Here is a 21,740-nt window from a genome sequence, read left to right on the forward strand (position 1 = left end):
TTATGGATTCTCACTCCCACAGCATCACCACTTTTATTAGATGAATTTAGGGCAATTTCTGATGGCGAAAACTGGGAACCTGGAGTTTATTTACTAGGCGAGGGGTTGAAAACTGCGATCGTAGCCATTCATCAGTTACCAGCTACTCCAGAAACACTCTGGCTGAGAATTTTGGGTAAGGGAACAGTCCAAAAAAAAGCAATTAATGAATTAACTGCACTGCCAGAAGATAACCCCTTACGAGCAAATGCGCTAGAGTTACTGTATAATCTGCGCGTTATTTTAGAGACAAATCAAAATTTAGATGCAGAAGACAGGGAGTTAATTATGGAATTATCACCACTTTATTTAGAGAGGTTAGATGAGGCTACACAACAAGGTATTCAACGAGGAATACAGCAAGGTGAAAGCATTGTTGTAGAAAACTTGCTCAAAATTCGCTTTGGAGTATTAGATGAGGAACTACAATCAATAGTTGCTCCTTTGTTAGAGTTACCGCCAGAAGAGTTTACCTTGTTGCTGTTGCAATTATCCCGTGATGAATTATTGGCTAGGTTTAGCAGATAGAATTAAGAAAATCATTCTTAATAACCTTTTCAGAAACTCGGTTTTTTAGAAAAACTGGGTTTCTTTAGCAAGTGCGATCGAACTATTTTGAGTTAGGCGATCGCTCTTTTCAGCTAAGTTTAGAAAATGCGTTCGCGTAGCTTGCTCTCTTGCATATCGCTCTTTTTTGTGTTGGTGGGAAAAGTGCGATTAGGTTGTTTTTGGTTATGCGATCGGACTATGTTCTGTTATTTATGCGATCGCTAAAAAGTTTCTACTGAAACTAACTCCCCAAAAATTGCTAATTCTCTAATAATTTTATAATCCTTGATAGATTCTTCTAAATTTAACAAAGCTTCCAATTCTCGTGCTTCTTTTGGAGTTAAATCTTGCCGTTCTGTTGCATATACAATTTCCCCAAGCATAATTAACTTTGATTCCACAGGAATATTATTTTTGATACCCAATTCGATCCTTTGTTTAATATTATTAAAATTTTTCTCCATTATCCAATTCCTCCCTAGTTAAAACCTGAATTCTACCATCATTAAAAACCAAAGCTATTTTTTGCAACAGCCTTTCTGTATCCCAAACCATAGCTCTAGCAATCCCTCTATTAATATCTCCAATATCAACATCCTTATCTATATGGTAAGCCACATTAGGAGCGCGTTTCTTAGCTACAGCCACACCTCGCTGAACTGCATTGCTCGGCACACCACAAGAACCATTAAGAGATGCGTCTCGACTAGTTGCTAACTATGGTGGCAATCTTGAAGATTGGGTTAAAATGGCTAGTATACAAACCAAAATTATAAATGGAGCGTCTGTACAAATTCATTGGTTCCGAAATCGCCAGACTCTTGAAAATGTTGAATTCAAGTTTAAACGGCTGTATCTTAAAACAACATCTACAAATCTTTAGGTAATTAAATTATGCGGATTCGTTGTATTGCTAATACAGGAGAATTTCTCAACGAAACCTACCTAGACCCTGCTGTAGGTCGTACCAAAGAAACTGAGTTTCAATTAACAATTGATAAGGAATATATAGTTTACGCTCTTTATCAATGGCAGGGAAGCATTTGGTATTATATTTGCGATGATGGATATACCTACTATCCCCAGCAAAATCCAGCCCCATTATTTGAAGTTATTGATAATCGTTTATCTTCATATTGGAGGTTTGAGGTTTATCCAAATGGGCTGTTAAAATTAGCTTTTGAAGAGTGGCTATCAGATCGGTATTTTTATGATAAACTAACCGATGGAGAAGAAACAGAAAGTTTAATTTTTGAAAAAGTGAAAGAACTTATAGATGCAGAAGTTTTATCAGCTGCACCAAAAAATAACGTTATTGAATCTGTTGTTTTGACAGCAAATGTTTCTCGCCCCTAAACTTGTGCGAAACTCGGGTTTTTAGAAAAACTGGGTTTCTATATTGCTCCACTATGTAAAATTTTATCGAGCCGCGCTTTTGCGATCGCACTTACAATAATAATTAGAGATAATCAATTCATGAGGTGATTTATGCCTATAATCCGCATCTGCATTTTACTACTCACTTTAACATTCTTCCTTTGGACATCACCCGCCCAAGCAGCTAATAGAATTTCCCCACAATTAGAAGAACAAGTTTTACAAATTATCCGCCAACATCCAGAAGCAATTGTTGAATCTGTACAAGCATACCAACAGAAAATTCAAAATCAATTGGTGCAGGCGCAACAAGCATTTGTTGCACAAATGAAAACCAATCCTGATGCTATAATTGGTCAATCTCCAATTACCGGAGCGCCTGCAAAAAAGATTATTTTAGTAGAATTTTCTGACTTTCAATGTCCCTACTGTGCCCAAGCACACAAAACTATTAAAGACTTCATGGCAAAACATCAGGATGAAGTCACTTTAGTTTACAAGCATTTCCCTTTATCTAGCATTCACCCAGAAGCTTTACCAGCAGCAAAAGCAGCTTGGGCAGCAGGGCAACAAGGTAAATTTTGGCAATATCATGATGCCTTATTTACTCAGCAGAATAAACTTGGTGAAGAGTTTTATTTGGAGACTGCCAAAAATTTGAACTTGGATTTGGAGAAGTTTAATAGCGATCGCCAAACCGCTGAAAAATCCATCACCGAAGATATGATTTTAGGGGAAAGCGTCGGCATTTCCGGCACACCATTTTTTGTACTCAATGGCGCAACATTTTCCGGCGCAGTCCAATTATCAGACGTGGAAGATGTGTTAGCCCGTGTTAAATAATTAATCATGTTTTGGTCATTAGTTATCGCTCATTAGACAAAATTTCTCACAAATGACTAATGACTAATGACAAAGGACAAACCACAAAAATGCAACTCAACGTTAACATTCAAGGCAAAGGATTTCCCATTCTTTGTTTACACGGACATCCTGGTTCTAGCAACAGTATGTCCGTTTTTACCAAACACCTTTCTCAACGCTTTCAAACCATCGCCCCTGACTTGCGCGGATATGGTCAAAGTCGCTGTCAGGGGAATTTTGCCATGCAAGACCATTTAAACGACTTGGAAAGCCTGCTAGACCGCTTACAAATTCAGCGTTGCCTAGTATTGGGGTGGTCATTAGGAGGCATTTTAGCTTTAGAATTAGCCTTGCGAAACCCGGAAAAAGTCAGCGGATTAATTTTAATTGCCACCGCTGCTCGTCCGCGTGGTAGTCATCCGCCTATTAGTTGGCAAGATAACCTTTACACGGGATTAGCGGCGATCGTAAATCAATTACAACCAGGTTGGCAATGGAATATTGAAACTTTCGGGAAAAAATCTCTGTTTCGCTACCTAATTCAACAACATACTCCTGCTACTTACAACTTTATAGCCACAGAAGCCGTTGCTGCTTACTTAAGAACATCATCAGCTGCTACACGCGCTTTAACTACAGCGATTAGAACTGGATACAACCGAGTTCCAGAGCTCTCCCAAATTAATTGTCCGGCTTTAGTTATGGCAGGATCAGCCGATCGCCACATCACCCCAGAATCAAGTTTAGAAACAGCACAGCATCTCCAAAACTCCCAATGGCAATGTTATCCCAACACCGCCCATCTTTTTCCTTGGGAAATCCCACAACAGGTACTTCAAGATATCGATCGCTGGATTGCCGATCGTCCCCAAGTAGTCGGAGGTGGGGAACTCCTGATGTAGGGGAGTAGGGGAGACAACTGAAAACTCAGACTTTCCCCCAACTTAAAACTCTCCCTTGGCGATCGGATGTCCTAAAACTGACCGCTAAAAGCTGGTGAAGCCTTGCGGTCAATTCTCTCCCCCAAATCGTCATCTACAGTCAGGTTATTTGGCTTACAGCGTTTAATAAACACATGAAAATCCATCGCCCCTTCCATTTCTAAATCTTCTATGTAGCCAGTCTTAGCCACTAGCGCTTCCTTAGCTGTGAGAAAAGGGCCGAAATAGTAAGTACAGTGGGGTTTTTGAGTAATAATTTCGATCCACCAAGCCAAACCGAAGAAATCTAGAATGCTGAGCAAAACTTCTTTCATGACCTCAACCTGTCCTCTAGGATGCAATGCCGTCTATTGAGCTTCTCTGTTTAAATTTCTTTATACTCTGTTACCTTTCTTTTCTCAAAGTATCTTTTTTTAACTTATCTAGGTGTAGTGTACTTGACCAACGTTGGCGAAAAATCTCGTACAGTGCCATTCCGGCGGCAACTGAAGCATTTAAGCTAGGCGTTTTTCCTCCTAAAGGAATAGATACGAGAAAATCACAGCAACGTTGAGTTAATAAACTCAGACCTTCCCCTTCGGAACCTACCACCAAAACTATGGGGCCTGTAAACTGAACCGTATGCAATGCTTGATTAGTATTAGCTTCTGTCCCATAAATCCAAAAACCTGCCGCTTTTAATTCTTCTAAGGCCGATCGCAAATTCACCACCCTAGCAACTGGTATATTTTCTAAAGCCCCCGACGCTACTTTGATCACAGTTGATGTCACCCCTACCGCCCGTCGTTGCGGGATCACCATCCCATGAACTCCCAAAGCTTCTGATGTGCGAATAATTGCACCTAAATTATGGGGATCGGTAACGCTATCCAAAACCACAATTACTGGTTGTTCCGAAACACTTTTAGCTATTGAAATCAAATCTGCTAATTCCACATACTCATAAGGCGCAACCTGTGCCGCAATTCCTTGATGATTCCCTCTGTGAGTAATGTAATCTAAACGCTTCGCTTCTACCTCATCAATTACTGTGCCATTTGTTTTGGCTTGAGTTAACAATGTATGAAAACGGGGATCGTAACGCAGATGGGGCAAAATCCAAATTCGATTCAAAGCACGCTGATTCGTCAAAGCTGCTAACACCGACTGACGACCATAGATCATATCAATATCTTCAGATTCCCCATTCACCTCATGATTTACCTGTTGAGGTTCCTGTCCAGTTACCTTTCGAGTTATCACTCGCGGTTCCCGTCGCGGTTCCCGTCGCGGTTCATTACCCGGTTCATTGCCAGATTCATTGCCAGATTCATTGCCAGACTCATTGCCAGACTTATTTCGCAGTTCAGGTAAGGGAACGTTACCATTTACCTTACGAATTGGTTTTACCGATGGTCTGTTTAGTCTGCCTTTGAGAGGTCTACTGCGCTTGGGCTGACCTGGATTTTCTTTGCGGTAATTTTTACTCATTATTTTGTCAGGAATTTTAGTAAGTTCGAGAGATAGGCAATTGGTGATTAATTAAGTAGTCTCTTAAGCAGCCGGAAAGCTATTTCCCCGCTACTCATCAATACTTTTACTAATCACCAATAACCAATCCACTTTTCGATCGGGTGTCTGGTTTTAATGTACATAGTCCGAATTTGTAGTTCCAGCTGTCTTGAGTTTTATTTAAGACTCTTCCTCTTGGGGGAAATCTAAGTCTAATTTGGCTAACAATTGAGCTAAACGCTGAGAATCTGTGAGATAAAGATATCCAATCAAAGTTTCTAGGCTACTAGCTTCTTGATAGATTTTTGGCGATAGTCGCCTTGGCCCTCCACTAGCAGCATTTCTCCCACGCCGTAAAATTTCGCTCTCCGCTTCTGTGAGATGGGGTTGGAGCGATCGCAAATGCCTGACCTGACTTTCTGCTCTCACTTGAAACACCACCTGCCGATGATACTTGTCTATCCTTTTGGCAGGCAAAAGATAACGGCTGCGAACATATAACTCAAAAACTGCATCTCCTATATATGCCAAAGCTACAGGAGAAAGCTGATTAACTTCTGTCAACGAGTAACTTATATCTGAGAGCGGCTGATGAAACATCGATTTTGAATTTTACCATAAATGCTCATGGGAAATAATTAAATCTTTTCACAACAAATTTGCTATCCAGAAATCCACCGGATAGCATGAGAAATATTTCGTCTTACCAACTTATTCTTTTTTGTTTTTGATGTTTTCTAGGGCAGCTTCTACCGATGATTGCAAAGATAGAAACTTTTCTAAACGTACTAGCTTAACTGTTTGGGTAACACGGGGGTTAGGGACAATCTGTAGACTGCCGTTGTTATTTTGAGCTTCCTTGGCTATTTGCACCAAAGCACCCAAACCAGAACTATCGAGAAAATCGATTTGGGAAAGATCCAAAATGATATTTTTTGGCCCGTCTTGTTGGATAAAGCCAACGATCGCTTTACGAAAATTCGGTTCCGAAAACGCATCTAATAAGCCAGTCAGACGAAATAACTGGTAATTTTCCTTGACATCTCTTGTGCCTCTTAGGCTCACAGTCAAGTTCAGTGCCTCAGCAATAGTTCCCTCCTAGCTCCATAGTCCTTCACTAGAGGCTCCAGTATATATAGTTTCTGGGATTTTGTCTAGCTATTTATGGATGGATTTGTGAGTCAGGGATTGGGGATTGGGGACTGGGGACTGGGGAGAGTTTTGAGTGAGAGAGTTTTGAGTGAGAGAGTTAAACTTTCCCTTGTCCCCTTGTTTCCCCATCCCTCATCTCCCTAACCCCTAACCCCTAATCCCTAACCTTGGCGATTTTCGCGCATTTTTTGGACAAACTGTTCAAAGAGGTAGTCAGCGTCATGGGGACCTGGACTGGCTTCTGGGTGATACTGGACAGAGAACATCGGTAGAGATTTGTGGCGCAGACCGGCGACGGTGCGATCGTTCAAATTAAGATGAGTAATTTCGACATCTGCATCGGGAATTGTATCGGGATCGATCGCAAAACTATGATTTTGACTAGTAATCTCAATTTTTCCCGTTAACCCAGCAGGTTGATTTAAACCACGATGACCAAATTTGAGTTTATAAGTATCCCCACCCAAAGAAAGACCTAAAATTTGGTGTCCCATACAAATACCAAACACAGGTTTTTCCGCCTTCAGTAAAGCCTTGGTAGTTTCAATTCCCTCAATATTTGCCGCCGGATCGCCAGGACCATTAGAAAGGAAAATACCATCAGGATTGTATTTTAAAATCTCTTCTGCTGGTGTATCAGCCGGAACTACAATCACCCGACAACCATAACTAGCTAAACGGCGAAGAATATTCTTTTTCACACCGAAGTCAAGCGCCACAACTGTAAAAGATTCATCAGTTTTTTCTACTGGTTTAAACTCCCAAACCGGGTTAGTCGGTTCAGACCACTCGTAAACCTTCCGAGTAGTGACATTTTTAACTAAATTTAATCCAGCCATACTCGGAGCAGCTTTTACTTTAGCAAGTAACTCAGAAGGATCGAGGATTTCGGTTGAAATTCCCCCGTTCATTGCCCCAAACTCGCGAATTTTCCTCGTTAAGGCACGGGTATCAATGCCATAAATTGCCGGAATATTGTATTGTTTCAAATAATCGGGTAAAGATTGGGTAGAGCGCCAATTGCTAGGACGAGTGCAGATATTCCGGGCAATAGCGCCTCGAACTTGGGGACGTTCTGATTCTTCGTCTTCGGGATTAATACCCGTGTTGCCTAGTTCAGGATAAGTAAAGAGCACAATTTGACCGCAATAGCTAGGGTCAGTTAATACTTCTTGATATCCAGTGATGCCAGTGTTAAACACCACTTCTCCAATTGTGGTTCCTGGCGCACCGAATGACCAACCCCGAAAAGTTGTGCCATCGGCTAAAACAAGCAGCGCTGGTTGAGCATCTAAAAGTGCCATAGTTTCCTGTCTTTGATTCGTAGCGATGTTAATCTTACACGACCTCTAAGAGTTGTGAGGTTTTTCTTTGGATTAATGTTGGGATTTGATTACATTCCTTTTTTATTTATAAAAGTTTAAATTTCGATTTTTCTGCCAGGGGGCAAGGTTAAATTAGGTGCAGAGTAGAGTATGGCTATTAAAGTTTTTTATGGAAAAAGTTTCTCGCGATCGCGGGCTATTAATCTTACTTTCGGGAATGATAGCACTTCTGAGTATAGCTTGTAGTAGTGATAATGCTACTCAAAGCCCTGTAGTTAAAGTTGAGTCTAAAGTAAATGCAACGGTTGCTTCACCAAAAACTGTGGTGGTGAAGCAGGAGCAAGTAGCGGTAGAGGATAGTTATGAGGAAGCGATCGCCAAAGCTGCCCGTGCTAAAAGTATAAGTGAATCTGCTCAATCCCGCGAAGATTGGAAATTAGTCCACAGTCAATGGCAAAAAGTCATGCAACTGCTCAAAGCAGTACCAACTTCCAGCCCCAATTATGCCAAAGCCCAAACCAAAATCAAAGAATATCAAGAGCAAGCAGATTACGCAGCCAAACAAGCAGACCCTAGAGCCAAGCAAGTTTCTTTGGAAAGTAAGTGTACTACGAAACTCAGCACTAGTGCGCCCTCTGGTACAGTAATTCGCGTACCAATTAAACGGCGAGAATTTGGCACTTTGGTAATTGATGTTACCTTGACTAACGCCAATATTAAGCAGACTTTTGAGATGATGTTGGACACAGGGGCTAGTGGTACAGCCATTACTCAAGAGATGGCAGCCAGATTAAAGGTAGAAACTTTTGCAGTGGCAAAGGTGAGTACTGCTGCTGGTGGTGCTTTAATTGGTGTCGGCTGTGTGGATGCAATACAAGTGGCTGGTGCTTCGCTGAAAAATGTCCCTGTAGGGATTCCACCGGGATTGGAGATTGGGCTATTGGGACAAGACTTTTTTTCCCGCTATGATATGACCATCAAAAATAATATTGTCGAATTCCGCGTGCGGTGACTAAGGGACTAGGGGACTAGGGGACAGGGGGACTAGGGGACTAGGGGACTAGGTGAATTTAAAACTCAAAATTCAAAACTTTCTCCCTTACGAGAAACTCTCCTTACGAGAAACTTCCCCCTTTTGCCTTCTTGCGCTACTTCGGTAGCAGATGGTCACAACAGCCATAAAATTAATAAGGGCAAGGAAACTAATTGTGTAAAATCTGGCTAATTCATGACTTCCCAATCATTTCTTATAGTTGATGACCAGCCCATTTTTTTGGAACAAGCTTTGCGATATCTGCAAAGTTGTGGCAAACTTGGGCTTTTTATCGGGGATATTCTGCGACAGCACATAATTGAGCAAGAACAACTCAAGCTGGGCGATCCTCAAATTGAAAATGCACTTGTGGAACAGGCAATAATTGATTTTCGCATTCAAAGTCAGTTGACCGATCCTAAGCGTTTTCAAGAATGGCTCAATAGTAAGGGTATAGATTACCCAACTTTTCATAATCAGTTTGCTTTTAATTTTAAGCTAGACAAACTGAAGGGACTAGTGACTTCATCCAGTTTGCAAAATTATTACAATGAGCGCAAAATTTTTCTTGATCGTGTGGTTTTATCGCGCATTATTGTGGATAATCCCGATGTTGCGGAAGAACTGCGCGAGCAAATTGAAACTGGTGATAGTTTTGAACAAATGGCGCGAGAACATTCTTTGACTGAGGAGCGTTTAGCTAATGGAATGATGGGCGCTATCAGTATAGGAACTTTACCAGAACCTCTCCTGAGTGAGGTAATAAAGGCTGAAGCTGGAACTATTTTAGGGCCTTTACAAGTGGAAGGACGTTGGGGTTTGTTTCGTGTTGAGCAGTTTTTACCTAGTTCTTTAGAAGATTTCCAAGTAAGACAAGCATTACAAAATGAGTTGTTTGAACGCTGGTTAGGGGAAAGACTGCAAAAGCTCAATGTGAAGTTGCAAGTTAGTTAATCTCGATTTTGAGTAGAGGCGTTTCTTGATTTTGAGTAGAGACGTTTCATGGAACGTCTCTACATCCTGTTAAATGTTAGGGATAGATAAGTTATTTTTACAATATAGAAATCTAGGAAAAATCATGAAAGTATTTATTGTCCATGCCCACGCTGAACCTCAAAGTTTTAATGGTACCTTAACTCGTCATGCTCAACAGGTGTTAGAAGCGGCAGGTCATGAAGTAATAATTTCTGACCTTTATGCGATGAATTTCGATCCAGTTTCCGATCGCCGCAATTTCACTACCCAGAAAAACCCCGATTACTTCAAACAACAAATAGAAGAAATGTACGCGACAGAAGTTAACGGTTTTGCTGCCGATATTCAGGCGGAAATGGAAAAATTAGAGTGGTGCGATGTATTAATAATGCAGTTTCCTTTGTGGTGGTTTTCTTTACCTGCAATTCTTAAAGGTTGGGTCGATCGCACTTTGGCAATGGGCAAAGTTTACGGCGGTGGTAAATGGTATGATAACGGAGTTTTTCAGGGCAAAAAAGCGATGCTTTCCTTAACTACTGGAGGGCCGGAAAATATGTATACTGCGATCGGGATTAATGGTAATATTAATGAAATCCTCTTTCCGATTCATCACGGAATTCTGAGATTCGTTGGCTTTGATGTCTTACCACCTTTTATTGCTTGGGCGGTGGCTCATGCAGATGAAGAAAAACGCCAAGTTTACTTAAATGCTTATCAAGATAGATTGTTGAAAATTGAAGAAACGGAACCGATATTTTATCCGCCTTTGAGCGATTATGACGATCGCTTTCAACTAAAAAGCAAGTAATTTTTGGGGGAATGGGGACTGGGGATTGGGTATTGGGGACTAGGGAAGATTAAATGTAAAATTTAAAGTGGTTTGGAGATGGGTTATCGGACTCAGGCGATCGACACAACTATTGAAGCAGAAAAAGTGCAGTTTGACCTTTGGCGAAAAATGACCCCAAAGGAAAAAGAAGCTTTGTTTCAACGAGTAGCAAAAAAAGGCTCAATCCTAGCTTTAATGGGAATTAAAAATCAGTTTCCTAATTCCTCCCCAAGCCTAATTAAACAGCAATATGTGAGAAAACGTTTAGGACAAAAATGGGCGAATTTTTTCAGTAAATTAGAATATTCAGGAGAACTAATGTTAGAAGATCCAATTTGGTTAGCACATCAATTAGCTACTATCTTCAACTCTCTGAATATTCCTTATTATGTTGGCGGTTCCGTAGCCAGTTCTCTTCAAGGAGAAATAAGATTTACTCAAGACTTAGATTTAGTGATAAATATTCAAACTACCCAAATAGAACCATTAATTCAAGCAATGGCAGGACAATTTTATATTAGCGAAGTAGCTGTAGACGAAGCCATTAGAGGCAGAACATCATCATTTAATGTAATTCACCTAACCACAACCGAAAAAGCCGACTTATTTGTGATGCGTGACGATGAATTTTCTCGTTCCCAAATGTCTCGCCGTCAGTTACATATTCCCGACAATGATCTTAGTAAATCCTTTTATATCTGTTCCCCTGAAGATACAGTATTACAAAAACTTCTTTGGTTTCGCATGACTGCTAGAGAATCGCAAAAACAATGGCGGGATATTTTAGGTGTACTAAAACTACAAAGAGAAAATCTAGACTTTGATTATCTCAACCAATGGGCGGGAAAACTGCAATTAACAGACTTACTAACACAAGTATTGCAAGAAGCAGGTTTAGCAGAGTGAGATCAGTTTGTTGTAACGACTTTAGTCGTGAAGTGTAAAGATACAAGTATTAAAAGATGAAAACGCCAATAAATAGAAACTACGGAGATTATTTGATAAAATAGCTGCAAGTCCCCGAAAGAGTCGCTGGTAATATCGAGGTTGCTTTGGAACTAGAAGAAAAAGATCCTCAAGTATTACGTCTGACACTCAAAGATGTGGTAGATGCTCGTTTACAGATGAATGAGCTTTCCGATCGAGCGAAAGAACACTATGCAAAACTTGATAAAATATTGTTAGAAACAGGAGGTACTGAAATTTACACTTTAGTAGCTTTGTTGGATTCGCTGGAATTGCGGTTAGCTGTCACCGTAAAAGAGATTAATCAATAATATTTTGTAGTTTATATGTTTAATAATTTAATTAAGGCGCTTGAGTTGTTGGCAAAAAGTACAAACTAATTATGGATGCTGATGAACTTTTGGAACTTTATGCAGCAGGAAGAAGAGATTTTTCTGGGATTGAGCTAGACTGTTGTGCTAATGATTTAACAGGAGCTAATCTGAGAGAAGCTAACCTGAGAGGTGCAGATCTTTTTGGCGCTAATCTTAGGTATGCAAATCTTATCGGTGCTGATTTGAGAGATGCTTATCTGAATTGTGCTGATCTCAGAGGTACTGAAATTGATTCGACCACAAACATTGATGAAAAATGGCGGATGGCTTGGGAAATTGTTAATCAGGGAGCCAGAAAAAGAAGTTTGAAAGGGGTTAATCTGGACGGTGCTGATTTAAATGACGTTGATTTGGGTGATGCAGATCTGAGTGGTGCTGATTTGGATTCAGTTCATTTAAGTGGAGCTAATCTAAGTGGAGCTAACTTTTATGGTGCTAATCTTGCTTCTGCCTTCCTTGACAAAGCTGATTTGAGTGGTGCTAATTTAAGAAAAGCTGAGTTAAGCGATGCTTGGCTAAATGACGCTAGTTTGAGTGGAGCCAAGCTAGACAATGCTTATATGGTTGGTACTGAGCTTAGGAATGCCGATCTAAGTTGTGCTTCACTATCAGCAACCAACTTAATTAAAGCTGATCTGAGTAATGCTTATTTAGTCGGAGCAAACCTAAGTCAGGCTAATTTGGCTCATGCTAATCTAAATGGATGTGATTTAACTGATGCTGATTTGAGCTATGCAAACTTAGTTGGAACTGATTTTACCGATGCTAAATTAGTAGGAATAAAATTCCGTGGAACAATCTTTGAAGAATTGGGACTCAATCATGTTAAGTTAGCTCCCACTCAAAGAATTATCCACTGGAATAGATTACGCTTTCGTTCTAAATATGAAGTAAAAATTGCAGAAGCTCTTGATAGAGCAGGACTTCTGTATTTCGCCAATAGCATGGCTAGGCTCAATACACCAGAAGGTCGTCAGAATGCAGAGCCAGATTTTCTAGTATGTTGCGAGACTCCTAAAGGTTTTAGATGGGGAATTATAGAAGTGGATGATCCTTCTCACACACCAAAACGAAGGGTAAAAGAGCAAGAACGAGAAAGATATTTTGAACATAGTGGAGTTCGGGTGTATCGCTTCGACTGGAAAAGGTGCGACGAGCAACCTGATAATGTGGTGCGAGAGTTCCTAGAGCTTTTGAGCAAATCTTGAGCATTTTGGTGACAGTTCCAAAGCGTTGAAATGTCACGATCGCTATATTACAAAAATAATACTAAGAATAAGTTGTTTTTCCCAAGAGAATGCCAAAATGTTAAATAGCTAACATAGTCTTGTTGTAATACCGATTAATCTTTGCCATAAGTGTTTACTTCAACTACATCAGTGTCTCGTCTTGCCATTGCCCCAAGCCAAGTAATCCGCTGTACCCTAGCCCAGAGTGGGGAAGCGATCGCACGCATAGGTAAAAACCCCTTGGTAGTGGGGGGCGTGCAATCTCTTGCCGTAGTTCAACCGCAGTTGCAGCTAGCATTAGAACAACAACAGCTAACTACTGCTTTTGCTCACTATAGTCCAGATTGTTCAGAATCTACTTTGGCTTCCTTGAGAACCAAGGTAGAACAACATCAAGCTGGCATGATTATTGGTGTCGGTGGTGGTAAAGCTTTGGATACTGCCAAACTTTTAGCGCAGCAATGCCACTTACCTGTTGTTACCATACCCACATCAGCGGCAACTTGTGCAGGTTGGACAGCCCTTTCTAACATTTATTCTGAACAAGGTGCATATCTTTACGATGTGCCTTTAGAACGTTGTCCCGATTTATTGTTGTTGGATTACAGCTTAATTCAAACTGCGCCACAACGGACTTTAGTTGCGGGAATAGGCGATGCTTTGGCGAAATGGTACGAAGCATCTGTTAGCAGTGGAAGTTCTCAGCAAACCTTTATTATTGGTGCGGTTCAACAAGCCAGAGTTTTACGAGATATCTTATTCCAAAAGTCTCTCGCTGCCTTACAAGAACCGGGGGGCGAAGATTGGCGAGAAGTTGTTGATGCCACAGTCATGCTAGCAGGTGTGATTGGTGGATTAGGTGGGGCGCAATGTCGCACTGTCGCCGCCCATGCTACACATAATGGATTAACTCACATTCCGGCTGCCCATGATTCTTTGCATGGTGAGAAGGTGGCTTATGGGATTTTGGTGCAACTGCGTTTGGAGGAGATGCTGCAAGGTAATCAGTTGGCAGCTGCGGCGAGACAACAGTTGTTAAAGTTTTATGGGGAAATTGGTTTACCGCGATCTTTGGATGATTTAGGTTTGGGTAATATTACTTTAACTGAGTTACGCCAAGCGGCTGAAATTACCTGTTCTCCTAATTCTGATATCCATCGCTTACCTTTTGAGGTTACGCCGGATCATTTGATGGCTGCTATGGTGTCTACGAAGATTCAGGAAGAGGCGAGGAAGAAGTAGGGATTGGGGGCTGGGGATTGGGGATTGGAGATTGGGGATTGGGGGACAAGAGGCAGAGCCTCTGTCTTTCGTTCCCAGGTTGAACCTGGGAACGAGATTGGGGAGGTTCTACCTCCCTGGCTGCAAGATCTGAGCCGACAACTCAAAACTTTCCCAGTCCCCAGTCCCTAGTCCCCAGTCCCCAAAAGGTGACATACTTTTCAAACACCCCTTTTGGTTGGGGGTTTTTTTCTCTTATTGGGTGTTTAGGCAGTTGTGCAATAAGTTAATAAGATGAGTTTAAATTGGATTACGCCTGCTGAACGGTTACAAGCTTTGCCTCCTTATGTTTTTGCGCGGTTGGATGAGTTGAAGGCGCGGGCTAGGGAACAGGGTTTGGATTTGATTGATTTGGGAATGGGAAATCCTGATGGGGCGACTCCTCAACCTGTGGTGGAGGCGGCGATTCGGGCTTTGCAAAATCCGGCTAATCATGGTTATCCGCCTTTTGAGGGGACTGCTAGTTTCCGGCGAACTATTACTGATTGGTATAAGCGTCGTTATGGGGTGGAACTCGATCCGAGTAGTGAGGCTTTGCCTTTGTTGGGTTCTAAGGAGGGTTTGACTCATTTGGCGATCGCTTACATTAACCCAGGCGATTTGGTTTTGGTGCCTTCTCCTGCTTATCCCGCCCATTTTCGGGGCCCGGTGATTGCTGGTGGTGAGGTTTATAGTTTAATCTTAAAGCCGGAAAATGATTGGTTAATTGATTTGGGGGCCATTCCTGATCAAGTTGCCCAACGCGCCAAAATGCTCTACTTTAATTATCCGAGTAATCCGACTGCGGCGACTGCTCCACGAGAGTTTTTTGAAGAAATTGTGGCTTTTGCTCGTAAGCATGAGATTATGCTGGTGCATGATTTGTGTTATGCGGAGTTGGCTTTTGATGGCTATCAACCGACTAGTTTATTAGAAATTCCAGGCGCGAAAGAGATTGGTGTGGAGTTTCACACTATGTCTAAAACTTATAATATGGCTGGTTGGCGTGTGGGTTTTGTGGTGGGAAACCGTCATATTATTCAAGGTTTACGCACTTTAAAAACTAATTTGGATTATGGGATTTTTGCGGCTTTACAATCAGCTGCGGAAACGGCGCTTCAACTGCCAGATGTATATTTACAAGAGGTGCAAGAACGCTATCGCCTTCGTCGGGATTTTTTGATTGATGGGTTGGCGAGTTTGGGTTGGAATGTACCGAAAACTAAGGCGACGATGTATCTTTGGGTACCTTGTCCGCTAGGTATGGGATCGACAGATTTCGCGCTTTCCGTATTGCAGCAAACTGGTGTTGTAGTTACTCCGGGAAATGCCTTTGGTGTTGCGGGTGAGGGTTATGTGCGAATCAGTTTGATTGCTGATTGCGATCGCCTAGCTACTGCTTTGCAACGCTTGAAACAGGCTAACATCCGTTACCAATCAGAAGCATTAGTTGCTAGTTCAGAGTGAAAGTTAAATTTGTAGTAAATTACGTAATTCTTGGCTGGGCTTTTGTTGGCTTAGTTATGATTTGGTGGCAAAATCAATCTGTTGCTAATGGGTATAGTTTTTGGGCCAATTCTATTTCATCAGATCCCCGACTTCTTGAAGAAGTCGGGGATCTAGTTTCTGTTAATCAATCGGCAATTAATCCGCAAGTTATAGCTGCCAATACACGATTTAGTTTAAAGCTATTTTCGCAGTTGCAAGCCAAACAAGCTAACCAGAATATTTTTATTTCTCCTGCTAGTGTGAGCATGGCTTTGGCGATCGCTTACAATGCCAGTAATGGTGAAACTAGACAAGCGATCGGTCGAACATTAGAATTACAAGAAATCAGCATTCAAGATGTCAATGAAGCGAATGCACTAATCAAAAATCAACTACAAGAATCTGATTTTAAATCTCAGCTTCAGATAGCTAATTCCTTGTGGATCGATAAACAAGAAACCATTAAACCAGATTTTAGTCAAAAAATTCAACAGCACTATCAAGCGGAAATTCAAAGGATTGACTTCCGACAACCTCAAGCCTCGGCTACGATTAATAATTGGGTGAAAAACCGTACTAATGGCAAGATCGATAGTATTATTGAGCGTATAGAACCAAATACAGCTTTTCTCTTACTCAACGCGATTTACTTTCTCGGTAACTGGAAATATCCCTTTGCTAAAGAGTTAACTAAAGACTATCCCTTCACTTTGGTAAATGGAACTAAAAAGCCAGTCAAAATGATGTTTCAACAAATACCTGGACTGAAATATTATGAAAATGAATTATTTCAAGCAATTAGCTTACCTTATGCTGATCATCGGTTAAGTATGTATGTTTTTTTACCTAATCCCAATTTGGGTTTAAGAGGTTTCTATCAAAATTTAAATGATATAAATTGGCAAAAATGGATGAAAAGTTTCAATGGTAATGAACTAGAAAATGATTATTCTCAATTAATTACAGTTGGATTACCTCGCTTTAAATTAGAATATGGAACTGATTTAGTCGATGCTTTAAAAGCTTTAGGAATGCAGATAGCTTTTAGTCAGAAAGCTGATTTTTCGGCTATTACTGTTCCTCCTTTATGGATTGGTAAAATTCAACACAAAACTTTTGTAGAAGTTGATGAAGAGGGTACTACAGCCGCCGCAGTTACCACGATAGGAGGTAGTAGAGGAGGAGTAACCCAAATAATTGTCGATCGCCCTTTCTTTTGTGTAATTAGTGACAATCAAACCGGAACTATACTGTTTATGGGATCTATTGTAGATCCTCAGTAAAATGTGACTTTAGTCGATAAAATATAATTATCATGGGAGTAAATAAATAATTCTCAGCAAAAGTCAGCTATTTTCGTTCACAATTAAATTAATCACCCATAATTAACTTAAATACTCTATGTCAGAACCTCGCTGTGTAATGATTTGCCAACACACTTCTTGCTTGAAAAATGGTTCAGCAGAAGTGTTAGCCGCCTTTCAAGCCAGAGAAATGGCTGAAGTAGAAGTGCAAACTAGTCCTTGTCTGGGACAGTGCAGTTCTGGCCCTACAGTCAGAATTTTACCTGATGAAACTTGGTATTGTCGCGTTCAACCTAGTGATGTTCCTGAAATTGTGGAACAACATCTCCAACAAGGAAAACCTGTAGAAGCCAAGCTGAACCCTAGAATTCATTTAAGAATGGAAATGTTTTATTCCCCTTAGTATTTTAACAGTAAAAAACCATGAAGTATGAACAAGATAAATTAAATTATAAATTTTCCTGGTTTGACTGGTTTTGTCTGTGGTATCCACCAGGTTGGTTGATTTTATTTAATCGCCATTGGCAAAGATATCACGCCGATCCTGATGGTTGGAATTGCCTAGAATATATTTTGTTTTTAATTCCCGGTGGTTTTTATTTAGCATTATTAATTCGTTGGTTGCGGCTTGGTTGTCGTTTTCCCCGCCAAGGAAATGAAGAATTTAACCCGAATTATCAACAAGCTTTTCGCCAAGAAATCCTGGCTCCGATTGCTAAATACTATTTTCGAGGAGAGTTAAAACAGGGAGAAAATTTGCCAGAAAAAGCACCATTAATAGTAGCAATAAATCATGCGGGAATGTCTTTCCCTTGGGATTTTTTAGTGTTAGCTTATTTGTTGGGAGAAACGCGCAATTGGACTGTGCAACCCTTGGCTGGTGTTTCTTTATTTGAACATCCTTGGATGATTTGGTGGCTACCACCTGGATGGTCAAAAGTCTTAGGCGGTGTGAGAGCAGAATTAGATGATTTTGCAGAGGCAGTTTCCCAGGAAATCATTTTACTTTATGCGCCAGAAGGTATACGTGGGCCTGGTAAAGGTTGGTTTTATCGTTATCAGTTAGAAACTTTTCATCCTAGTTTTATTAGTTTAAGCGATCGCTATCAAATCCCCATTTCCCCCGTAGTTTGTTTAGGCAGTGAGTTCCTCCATCCTTGGGCTATCAACATCAGAAAAGTAGGTAAAATATTTGGTCTTCCTTTCTTACCCATTTCGTTTTTAATGCCTGTGTTTCTACTCTTTCCCTCAATGGGAGTTTGGGCAATGAAAACTCAACTGTGTTATTATGTTCAACCAGTTTGTTTACCAAATAATCCAACTGATAGTAATCACACTAATGCTTATCGTCGCGCCCAAGAACTCAAAGAAAATATGCAAAAACAAATTAGAGAATTAAATAATATCTGACGGGAACTTTTTAGGCTACAAATCGACTTAGGATCTGTCAATGCTTTTTGAAAGAGCAATTAACCAAGGGAAATTATGAAAAAGCAACTCCTGAGACGGATGAGTTTAGCGTTAAGTTTAATCCTAGTCACTTTCCTAACAGGGTCATTGATTCGGCAACCCAAAGAAGTGCAAGCAAATGTAAATTACAGCCCTTTCACCAAACAAAATACTAATAATATGAATGAAAAATTAGTGCAAGCAAATACTAATTTTGGATTTAAATTATTTTCCCAAATTTTCGCAAAAAGTGCTGATAGAAATATTTTTGTTTCGCCTGCTAGTGTAGCGATCGCACTACAAATGACCTATAATGGTGCATCTGGTTCGACTCAACAAGCAATGGCTCAAACCTTACAATTACAAGGAATGAGTTTAGCAGAAATTAACCAATCCCAGTTAGCTTTAATGGAAAGTTTAACGAAGATCGATCCAAAAGTGCGGCTAGATATTGCTAACTCTCTTTGGTTAAAACAAGGATTTCCTTTTCTACCTGAATTCTTGCAAACAACAGAGAAATATTACCAAGCAAAAGCAACAAACTTAGATTTCAACAACCCCAATTCTGTAAAGATTATCAATGATTGGGTAAGCCAAAACACTAACTCGAAAATCCCGACAATCATTGATAGTATCGATCGTTCTGCCGTTCTTTTTTTAATCAATGCCATTTACTTTAAAGGTAATTGGCAAAAAGAGTTTTCTAAATCTGCTACGCAAGAAAAACCTTTTACTTTACTCAATGGAACTCGCAAACAACATCCTTTAATGTCTCAAAGGGGTGAATATCGGTACTATGAAAATCCTCAGTTTCAAGCCGTAAATTTACCTTACGGTTCAGGACGTTTAAGTATGTTTGTCTTTTTGCCAAAACCGAATGTTAAACTGACTGATTTTAACAGTAATTTGACTGCGGAAAACTGGCAACAATGGATGAAACAATTCTCTTCAAGAGACGGGGAAATTGTTTTACCTCGCTTCAAATTAGAGTATGATATTACTTTAAATGAAGCACTGCAAGCGTTGGGAATGGGAGTGGTTTTTCAAAACCAAGCGAATTTTTCTAACATGACTCCAAGAGATGTACAAATTGATGAAGTCAAACACAAAACTTTTGTGGAAGTTAATGAAGAAGGGACAGAAGCAGCAGCAGTAACCTCTGTGGGTGTTAGGACAACTTCCATACCAATAAGAGAAGAACCGCCTTTTAAAATGGTTGTCGATCGCCCTTTCTTCTGTGCAATTCGTGATAATCAAACCGGAACAATTCTATTTATGGGTTCAATTGTAGATCCGAAATAATTAAGTACAAAATAATTTGTAGAGGACTTACGCTCCAAACTTGGTTTTTACGTAAGTCCTAACTCTAGACAAACACTAGTTGTTCTCATGCTCAAATGTATCAGTGTTTTTGCTGTAACCTTGGCGTTGAAGAATTTGCGAAATAGACAGCAGAGAAAAAGCCAATAAACCTAATACTGAAGTAGGTTCAGGAACGGATGTTGTTACTTCATTGCCTTTAACAATAAAGCGTGCGTTGGACACACCACCATTTATCCAATTAGTATTGCTAAAAAAGTAAGAGGAACCCGGAAAGTTTATTTGTCCAGTATACGGCATACCGCTAAAACCAGTTGCACCAAATTGACCGCTACCAAAGATCAAAGCATAATTACCAGGATTAAGTAATACTGATAGGGGAGTCAGGGTATCACCACCTAATGAAGTAGGAGTAAAGGTAGTGCTACCTAAAACATTTTGCAGAGAATTAGGATTTCCCGAAGGTAAAGCATTGAGGCTATCTAGAGAAACGATCGCGCCAAAAATGTTTCCCGAATTATAAAACGTACCAAAATTACCACCAATATCTGTCACCTGTAAGGAACGATCGATCTGAAAACGCCAACCCACTGATTGAGACAATCCAACTGTGTATCCTGAATTCAAGCTTGCCGAACTAAATGTTGCTGATTCCAGAACAAGAGTAGATGCTTTTGCTGTACTAATGCTTCCCAAGGCTATGAATGTAGTTCCAACCACAGCCATTGATAGTTTTTTGACTAAAGTAATACTAGTCATAAAATTGGTATTTCAGTAGTTATTCTGAACCTAATTTAACTTTTAACTAGTTTGTACGCCAGTAAAATAAGTAGTTTTACTGAAACTTTATAAACAAGTGACTATTTATAAATTTTTCATCAATTTCTCTGAATTTATACGGATTTATTTTGAGCGGAACAGAACTCAGGCGACGCACCATAACCCAAAAAACCCGATTTCTCGTGCTTACCCAAACGCTGAAATTATAAAATTATCGTTAAGAAACCGGGTTTGGAGCGTAAGTCCTAATCACTTTTCTTCTACAAATCGATAACCTTTACCATAAACAGTGTGAATTAATTGAGTTTCATTATTTGCTTCGATTTTTCGGCGCAACAAACGAATTAAAGCAGCTAACACATTGCTACTCGGTTGTTCCTCACCACTCCACAAATGTTCATAAATTTCTATATGAGTTAATAATTCTCCGGGATGACGCATTAAATATTCTAAAAGCTGACTTTCTTTTTCGGATAATTCGATCGTTCTTTCGTGACGATAAGCTACTTGATTGTCTAAGTCTAATTCTAAATCTCCGACTTTTAATCTTTGGTGAGTTGTCGCTGATTCTAACACGGTTACTCGACGCAATAAAGCGCGAACTCTTGCTAATAATTCGCGCAATTCAAAAGGTTTGACTAAATAATCATCTGCGCCAGCATCTAAACCTTGTACGCGATCGTCTAAAGTATCTTTAGCAGTTAAAAATAAAACCGGGGTAGTTTTTCCTTGGCGACGCAAATCCTGACAAATTTCTAAACCAGAGATTTGTGGTAACATCCAATCAAGAATTAATAAATCATAATTTCCCTGGATGGCTAACTGACTTCCAGAAATGCCATCATAAGCTACATCTACATTGTAACCATCGCGAGTTAACACTGCTTTGAGAGGATCGGCGAGTTCAGTTTCATCATCAACTAAAAGAATTTTCATAGAACTATTGAGAAAGGTACGTTGTTGCGCTTTAGCGCTAAATTCTAGCGCTAAAGCGC

At 40.2% G+C, this 21,740-nt stretch carries 25 protein-coding genes; 16 read left to right on the plus strand and 9 right to left on the minus strand.

Annotation, left to right across the window (positions count from 1 at the left end; translation table 11 throughout):
• Window positions 1-567, plus strand: a 567-nt coding sequence (locus ACE1CC_RS06735; protein ID WP_413269698.1) for a hypothetical protein, incomplete at its 5' end; no start/stop codon positions are given.
• 242 nt (window positions 568-809) lie between these two features.
• Here the strand turns inward: ACE1CC_RS06735 and ACE1CC_RS06740 are convergent.
• Both ACE1CC_RS06740 and ACE1CC_RS06745 read right to left on the minus strand, forming a co-directional pair.
• Window positions 810-1,052, minus strand: a complete 243-nt coding sequence (locus tag ACE1CC_RS06740; protein ID WP_413269699.1) for a hypothetical protein — start codon at window positions 1,050-1,052, stop codon at window positions 810-812.
• Window positions 1,036-1,263 (minus strand): CdiA C-terminal domain-containing protein, encoded by a 228-nt coding sequence (locus ACE1CC_RS06745; protein ID WP_413269700.1) that lies wholly within the window; start codon window positions 1,261-1,263, stop codon window positions 1,036-1,038. The genes ACE1CC_RS06740 and ACE1CC_RS06745 overlap by 17 nt, the downstream gene beginning before the upstream one ends.
• A 219-nt stretch (window positions 1,264-1,482) precedes the next feature.
• Here ACE1CC_RS06745 and ACE1CC_RS06750 point away from each other — a divergent pair, with 219 nt between their 5' ends.
• The 3 genes from ACE1CC_RS06750 (at window position 1,483) to ACE1CC_RS06760 (ending at window position 3,731) form a co-directional block, all read left to right on the plus strand.
• A complete protein-coding gene (locus ACE1CC_RS06750; RefSeq protein ID WP_413269701.1) occupies window positions 1,483-1,944 on the plus strand; it encodes a hypothetical protein in 462 nt (153 codons plus the stop codon).
• Between the two features lie 132 nt (window positions 1,945-2,076).
• Entirely contained in the window at window positions 2,077-2,808 is a 732-nt protein-coding gene (locus tag ACE1CC_RS06755; protein WP_413269702.1) for a DsbA family protein, read from the plus strand.
• A 59-nt stretch (window positions 2,809-2,867) separates the two neighbouring features.
• Entirely contained in the window at window positions 2,868-3,731 is an 864-nt protein-coding gene (locus tag ACE1CC_RS06760) for an alpha/beta fold hydrolase (RefSeq protein WP_413269703.1), read from the plus strand.
• A 71-nt stretch (window positions 3,732-3,802) separates the two neighbouring features.
• Here the strand turns inward: ACE1CC_RS06760 and ACE1CC_RS06765 are convergent, their stop codons facing one another.
• The 5 genes from ACE1CC_RS06765 to carA all read right to left on the minus strand — a co-directional run bounded on the left by ACE1CC_RS06765 (window position 3,803) and on the right by carA (window position 7,717).
• Window positions 3,803-4,084 (minus strand): DUF1816 domain-containing protein, encoded by a 282-nt coding sequence (locus ACE1CC_RS06765; RefSeq protein WP_413269704.1) that lies wholly within the window; start codon window positions 4,082-4,084, stop codon window positions 3,803-3,805.
• A 70-nt stretch (window positions 4,085-4,154) separates the two neighbouring features.
• Entirely contained in the window at window positions 4,155-5,240 is a 1,086-nt protein-coding gene (gene rlmB / locus ACE1CC_RS06770) for a 23S rRNA (guanosine(2251)-2'-O)-methyltransferase RlmB (RefSeq protein WP_413269705.1), read from the minus strand.
• A 201-nt stretch (window positions 5,241-5,441) separates the two neighbouring features.
• Complete coding sequence (locus tag ACE1CC_RS06775) at window positions 5,442-5,861, minus strand: Mini-ribonuclease 3 (protein ID WP_413269706.1); 420 nt, start codon at window positions 5,859-5,861, stop codon at window positions 5,442-5,444.
• Between the two features lie 111 nt (window positions 5,862-5,972).
• Window positions 5,973-6,332, minus strand: coding sequence for an STAS domain-containing protein (locus tag ACE1CC_RS06780; RefSeq protein WP_459563813.1), 360 nt, complete (start codon window positions 6,330-6,332; stop codon window positions 5,973-5,975).
• A 242-nt stretch (window positions 6,333-6,574) separates the two neighbouring features.
• The gene (gene carA / locus ACE1CC_RS06785; RefSeq protein WP_413269707.1) at window positions 6,575-7,717 is read right to left on the minus strand and encodes a glutamine-hydrolyzing carbamoyl-phosphate synthase small subunit; all 1,143 of its coding nucleotides are present in this window, start codon (window positions 7,715-7,717) and stop codon (window positions 6,575-6,577) included.
• Between the two features lie 190 nt (window positions 7,718-7,907).
• On the opposite strand from carA, the gene ACE1CC_RS06790 reads away from it, so the two are divergent.
• The 12 genes from ACE1CC_RS06790 (at window position 7,908) to ACE1CC_RS06845 (ending at window position 19,947) form a co-directional block, all read left to right on the plus strand.
• Window positions 7,908-8,750 (plus strand): retropepsin-like aspartic protease family protein, encoded by an 843-nt coding sequence (locus ACE1CC_RS06790; RefSeq protein WP_413269708.1) that lies wholly within the window; start codon window positions 7,908-7,910, stop codon window positions 8,748-8,750.
• A gap of 216 nt (window positions 8,751-8,966) precedes the next feature.
• Entirely contained in the window at window positions 8,967-9,725 is a 759-nt protein-coding gene (locus tag ACE1CC_RS06795) for a peptidylprolyl isomerase (protein ID WP_413269709.1), read from the plus strand.
• A gap of 124 nt (window positions 9,726-9,849) precedes the next feature.
• Window positions 9,850-10,554: an NAD(P)H-dependent oxidoreductase gene (locus ACE1CC_RS06800; RefSeq protein ID WP_413269710.1), complete on the plus strand. Its 705-nt coding sequence runs from the start codon at window positions 9,850-9,852 to the stop codon at window positions 10,552-10,554.
• Window positions 10,555-10,632: 78 nt separating this feature from the next.
• Entirely contained in the window at window positions 10,633-11,481 is an 849-nt protein-coding gene (locus ACE1CC_RS06805; protein ID WP_413269711.1) for a hypothetical protein, read from the plus strand.
• A 146-nt stretch (window positions 11,482-11,627) separates the two neighbouring features.
• Window positions 11,628-11,852 carry a transcriptional regulator gene (locus ACE1CC_RS06810; protein WP_413269712.1) on the plus strand — a complete coding sequence of 75 codons (225 nt, stop codon included), beginning with the start codon at window positions 11,628-11,630 and terminating at the stop codon, window positions 11,850-11,852.
• 71 nt (window positions 11,853-11,923) lie between these two features.
• On the plus strand, window positions 11,924-13,123 hold the full coding sequence (locus ACE1CC_RS06815) for a pentapeptide repeat-containing protein (protein WP_413269713.1): 1,200 nt from the start codon (window positions 11,924-11,926) through the stop codon (window positions 13,121-13,123).
• A gap of 171 nt (window positions 13,124-13,294) precedes the next feature.
• A complete protein-coding gene (locus ACE1CC_RS06820) occupies window positions 13,295-14,386 on the plus strand; it encodes an iron-containing alcohol dehydrogenase family protein (RefSeq protein WP_413269714.1) in 1,092 nt (363 codons plus the stop codon).
• 273 nt (window positions 14,387-14,659) lie between these two features.
• Entirely contained in the window at window positions 14,660-15,871 is a 1,212-nt protein-coding gene (locus ACE1CC_RS06825; RefSeq protein WP_413269715.1) for an aspartate aminotransferase, read from the plus strand.
• Window positions 15,868-17,175: a serpin family protein gene (locus ACE1CC_RS06830; protein ID WP_413269716.1), complete on the plus strand. Its 1,308-nt coding sequence runs from the start codon at window positions 15,868-15,870 to the stop codon at window positions 17,173-17,175. The genes ACE1CC_RS06825 and ACE1CC_RS06830 overlap by 4 nt, the downstream gene beginning before the upstream one ends.
• A 118-nt stretch (window positions 17,176-17,293) precedes the next feature.
• Window positions 17,294-17,599 carry a (2Fe-2S) ferredoxin domain-containing protein gene (locus tag ACE1CC_RS06835; RefSeq protein ID WP_413269717.1) on the plus strand — a complete coding sequence of 102 codons (306 nt, stop codon included), beginning with the start codon at window positions 17,294-17,296 and terminating at the stop codon, window positions 17,597-17,599.
• A 20-nt stretch (window positions 17,600-17,619) separates the two neighbouring features.
• Window positions 17,620-18,606, plus strand: a complete 987-nt coding sequence (locus ACE1CC_RS06840; RefSeq protein ID WP_413269718.1) for a 1-acyl-sn-glycerol-3-phosphate acyltransferase — start codon at window positions 17,620-17,622, stop codon at window positions 18,604-18,606.
• A gap of 75 nt (window positions 18,607-18,681) precedes the next feature.
• The gene (locus ACE1CC_RS06845; RefSeq protein ID WP_413269719.1) at window positions 18,682-19,947 is read left to right on the plus strand and encodes a serpin family protein; all 1,266 of its coding nucleotides are present in this window, start codon (window positions 18,682-18,684) and stop codon (window positions 19,945-19,947) included.
• Between the two features lie 75 nt (window positions 19,948-20,022).
• Here the strand turns inward: ACE1CC_RS06845 and ACE1CC_RS06850 are convergent, their stop codons facing one another.
• Window positions 20,023-20,724 (minus strand): hypothetical protein, encoded by a 702-nt coding sequence (locus tag ACE1CC_RS06850; RefSeq protein ID WP_413269720.1) that lies wholly within the window; start codon window positions 20,722-20,724, stop codon window positions 20,023-20,025.
• Window positions 20,725-20,994: 270 nt separating this feature from the next.
• Window positions 20,995-21,681 carry a two-component system response regulator RppA gene (gene rppA, locus ACE1CC_RS06855; RefSeq protein WP_413269722.1) on the minus strand — a complete coding sequence of 229 codons (687 nt, stop codon included), beginning with the start codon at window positions 21,679-21,681 and terminating at the stop codon, window positions 20,995-20,997.
• Window positions 21,682-21,740: the final 59 nt, after the last annotated feature.

Source organism: Floridaenema aerugineum BLCC-F46 (genome assembly GCF_041929345.1).
Taxonomy (GTDB): Bacteria; Cyanobacteriota; Cyanobacteriia; order Cyanobacteriales; family Aerosakkonemataceae; genus Floridanema; species Floridanema aerugineum.

What these genes read in the sequence shown, in the direction of transcription:
- ACE1CC_RS06740 (WP_413269699.1), bottom strand. Translation starts at nt 1,052, where the DNA reads ATGGAGAAAAATTTTAATAATATTAAACAAAGGATCGAATTGGGTATC.
- ACE1CC_RS06750 (WP_413269701.1), top strand. Translation starts at nt 1,483, where the DNA reads ATGCGGATTCGTTGTATTGCTAATACAGGAGAATTTCTCAACGAAACC.
- ACE1CC_RS06755 (WP_413269702.1), top strand. Translation starts at nt 2,077, where the DNA reads ATGCCTATAATCCGCATCTGCATTTTACTACTCACTTTAACATTCTTC.
- ACE1CC_RS06760 (WP_413269703.1), top strand. Translation starts at nt 2,868, where the DNA reads ATGACTAATGACAAAGGACAAACCACAAAAATGCAACTCAACGTTAAC.
- ACE1CC_RS06765 (WP_413269704.1), bottom strand. Translation starts at nt 4,084, where the DNA reads ATGAAAGAAGTTTTGCTCAGCATTCTAGATTTCTTCGGTTTGGCTTGG.
- rlmB (WP_413269705.1), bottom strand. Translation starts at nt 5,240, where the DNA reads ATGAGTAAAAATTACCGCAAAGAAAATCCAGGTCAGCCCAAGCGCAGT.
- ACE1CC_RS06775 (WP_413269706.1), bottom strand. Translation starts at nt 5,861, where the DNA reads ATGTTTCATCAGCCGCTCTCAGATATAAGTTACTCGTTGACAGAAGTT.
- carA (WP_413269707.1), bottom strand. Translation starts at nt 7,717, where the DNA reads ATGGCACTTTTAGATGCTCAACCAGCGCTGCTTGTTTTAGCCGATGGC.
- ACE1CC_RS06790 (WP_413269708.1), top strand. Translation starts at nt 7,908, where the DNA reads ATGGAAAAAGTTTCTCGCGATCGCGGGCTATTAATCTTACTTTCGGGA.
- ACE1CC_RS06795 (WP_413269709.1), top strand. Translation starts at nt 8,967, where the DNA reads ATGACTTCCCAATCATTTCTTATAGTTGATGACCAGCCCATTTTTTTG.
- ACE1CC_RS06800 (WP_413269710.1), top strand. Translation starts at nt 9,850, where the DNA reads ATGAAAGTATTTATTGTCCATGCCCACGCTGAACCTCAAAGTTTTAAT.
- ACE1CC_RS06805 (WP_413269711.1), top strand. Translation starts at nt 10,633, where the DNA reads ATGGGTTATCGGACTCAGGCGATCGACACAACTATTGAAGCAGAAAAA.
- ACE1CC_RS06815 (WP_413269713.1), top strand. Translation starts at nt 11,924, where the DNA reads ATGGATGCTGATGAACTTTTGGAACTTTATGCAGCAGGAAGAAGAGAT.
- ACE1CC_RS06825 (WP_413269715.1), top strand. Translation starts at nt 14,660, where the DNA reads ATGAGTTTAAATTGGATTACGCCTGCTGAACGGTTACAAGCTTTGCCT.
- ACE1CC_RS06835 (WP_413269717.1), top strand. Translation starts at nt 17,294, where the DNA reads ATGTCAGAACCTCGCTGTGTAATGATTTGCCAACACACTTCTTGCTTG.
- ACE1CC_RS06840 (WP_413269718.1), top strand. Translation starts at nt 17,620, where the DNA reads ATGAAGTATGAACAAGATAAATTAAATTATAAATTTTCCTGGTTTGAC.
- ACE1CC_RS06845 (WP_413269719.1), top strand. Translation starts at nt 18,682, where the DNA reads ATGAAAAAGCAACTCCTGAGACGGATGAGTTTAGCGTTAAGTTTAATC.
- ACE1CC_RS06850 (WP_413269720.1), bottom strand. Translation starts at nt 20,724, where the DNA reads ATGACTAGTATTACTTTAGTCAAAAAACTATCAATGGCTGTGGTTGGA.
- rppA (WP_413269722.1), bottom strand. Translation starts at nt 21,681, where the DNA reads ATGAAAATTCTTTTAGTTGATGATGAAACTGAACTCGCCGATCCTCTC.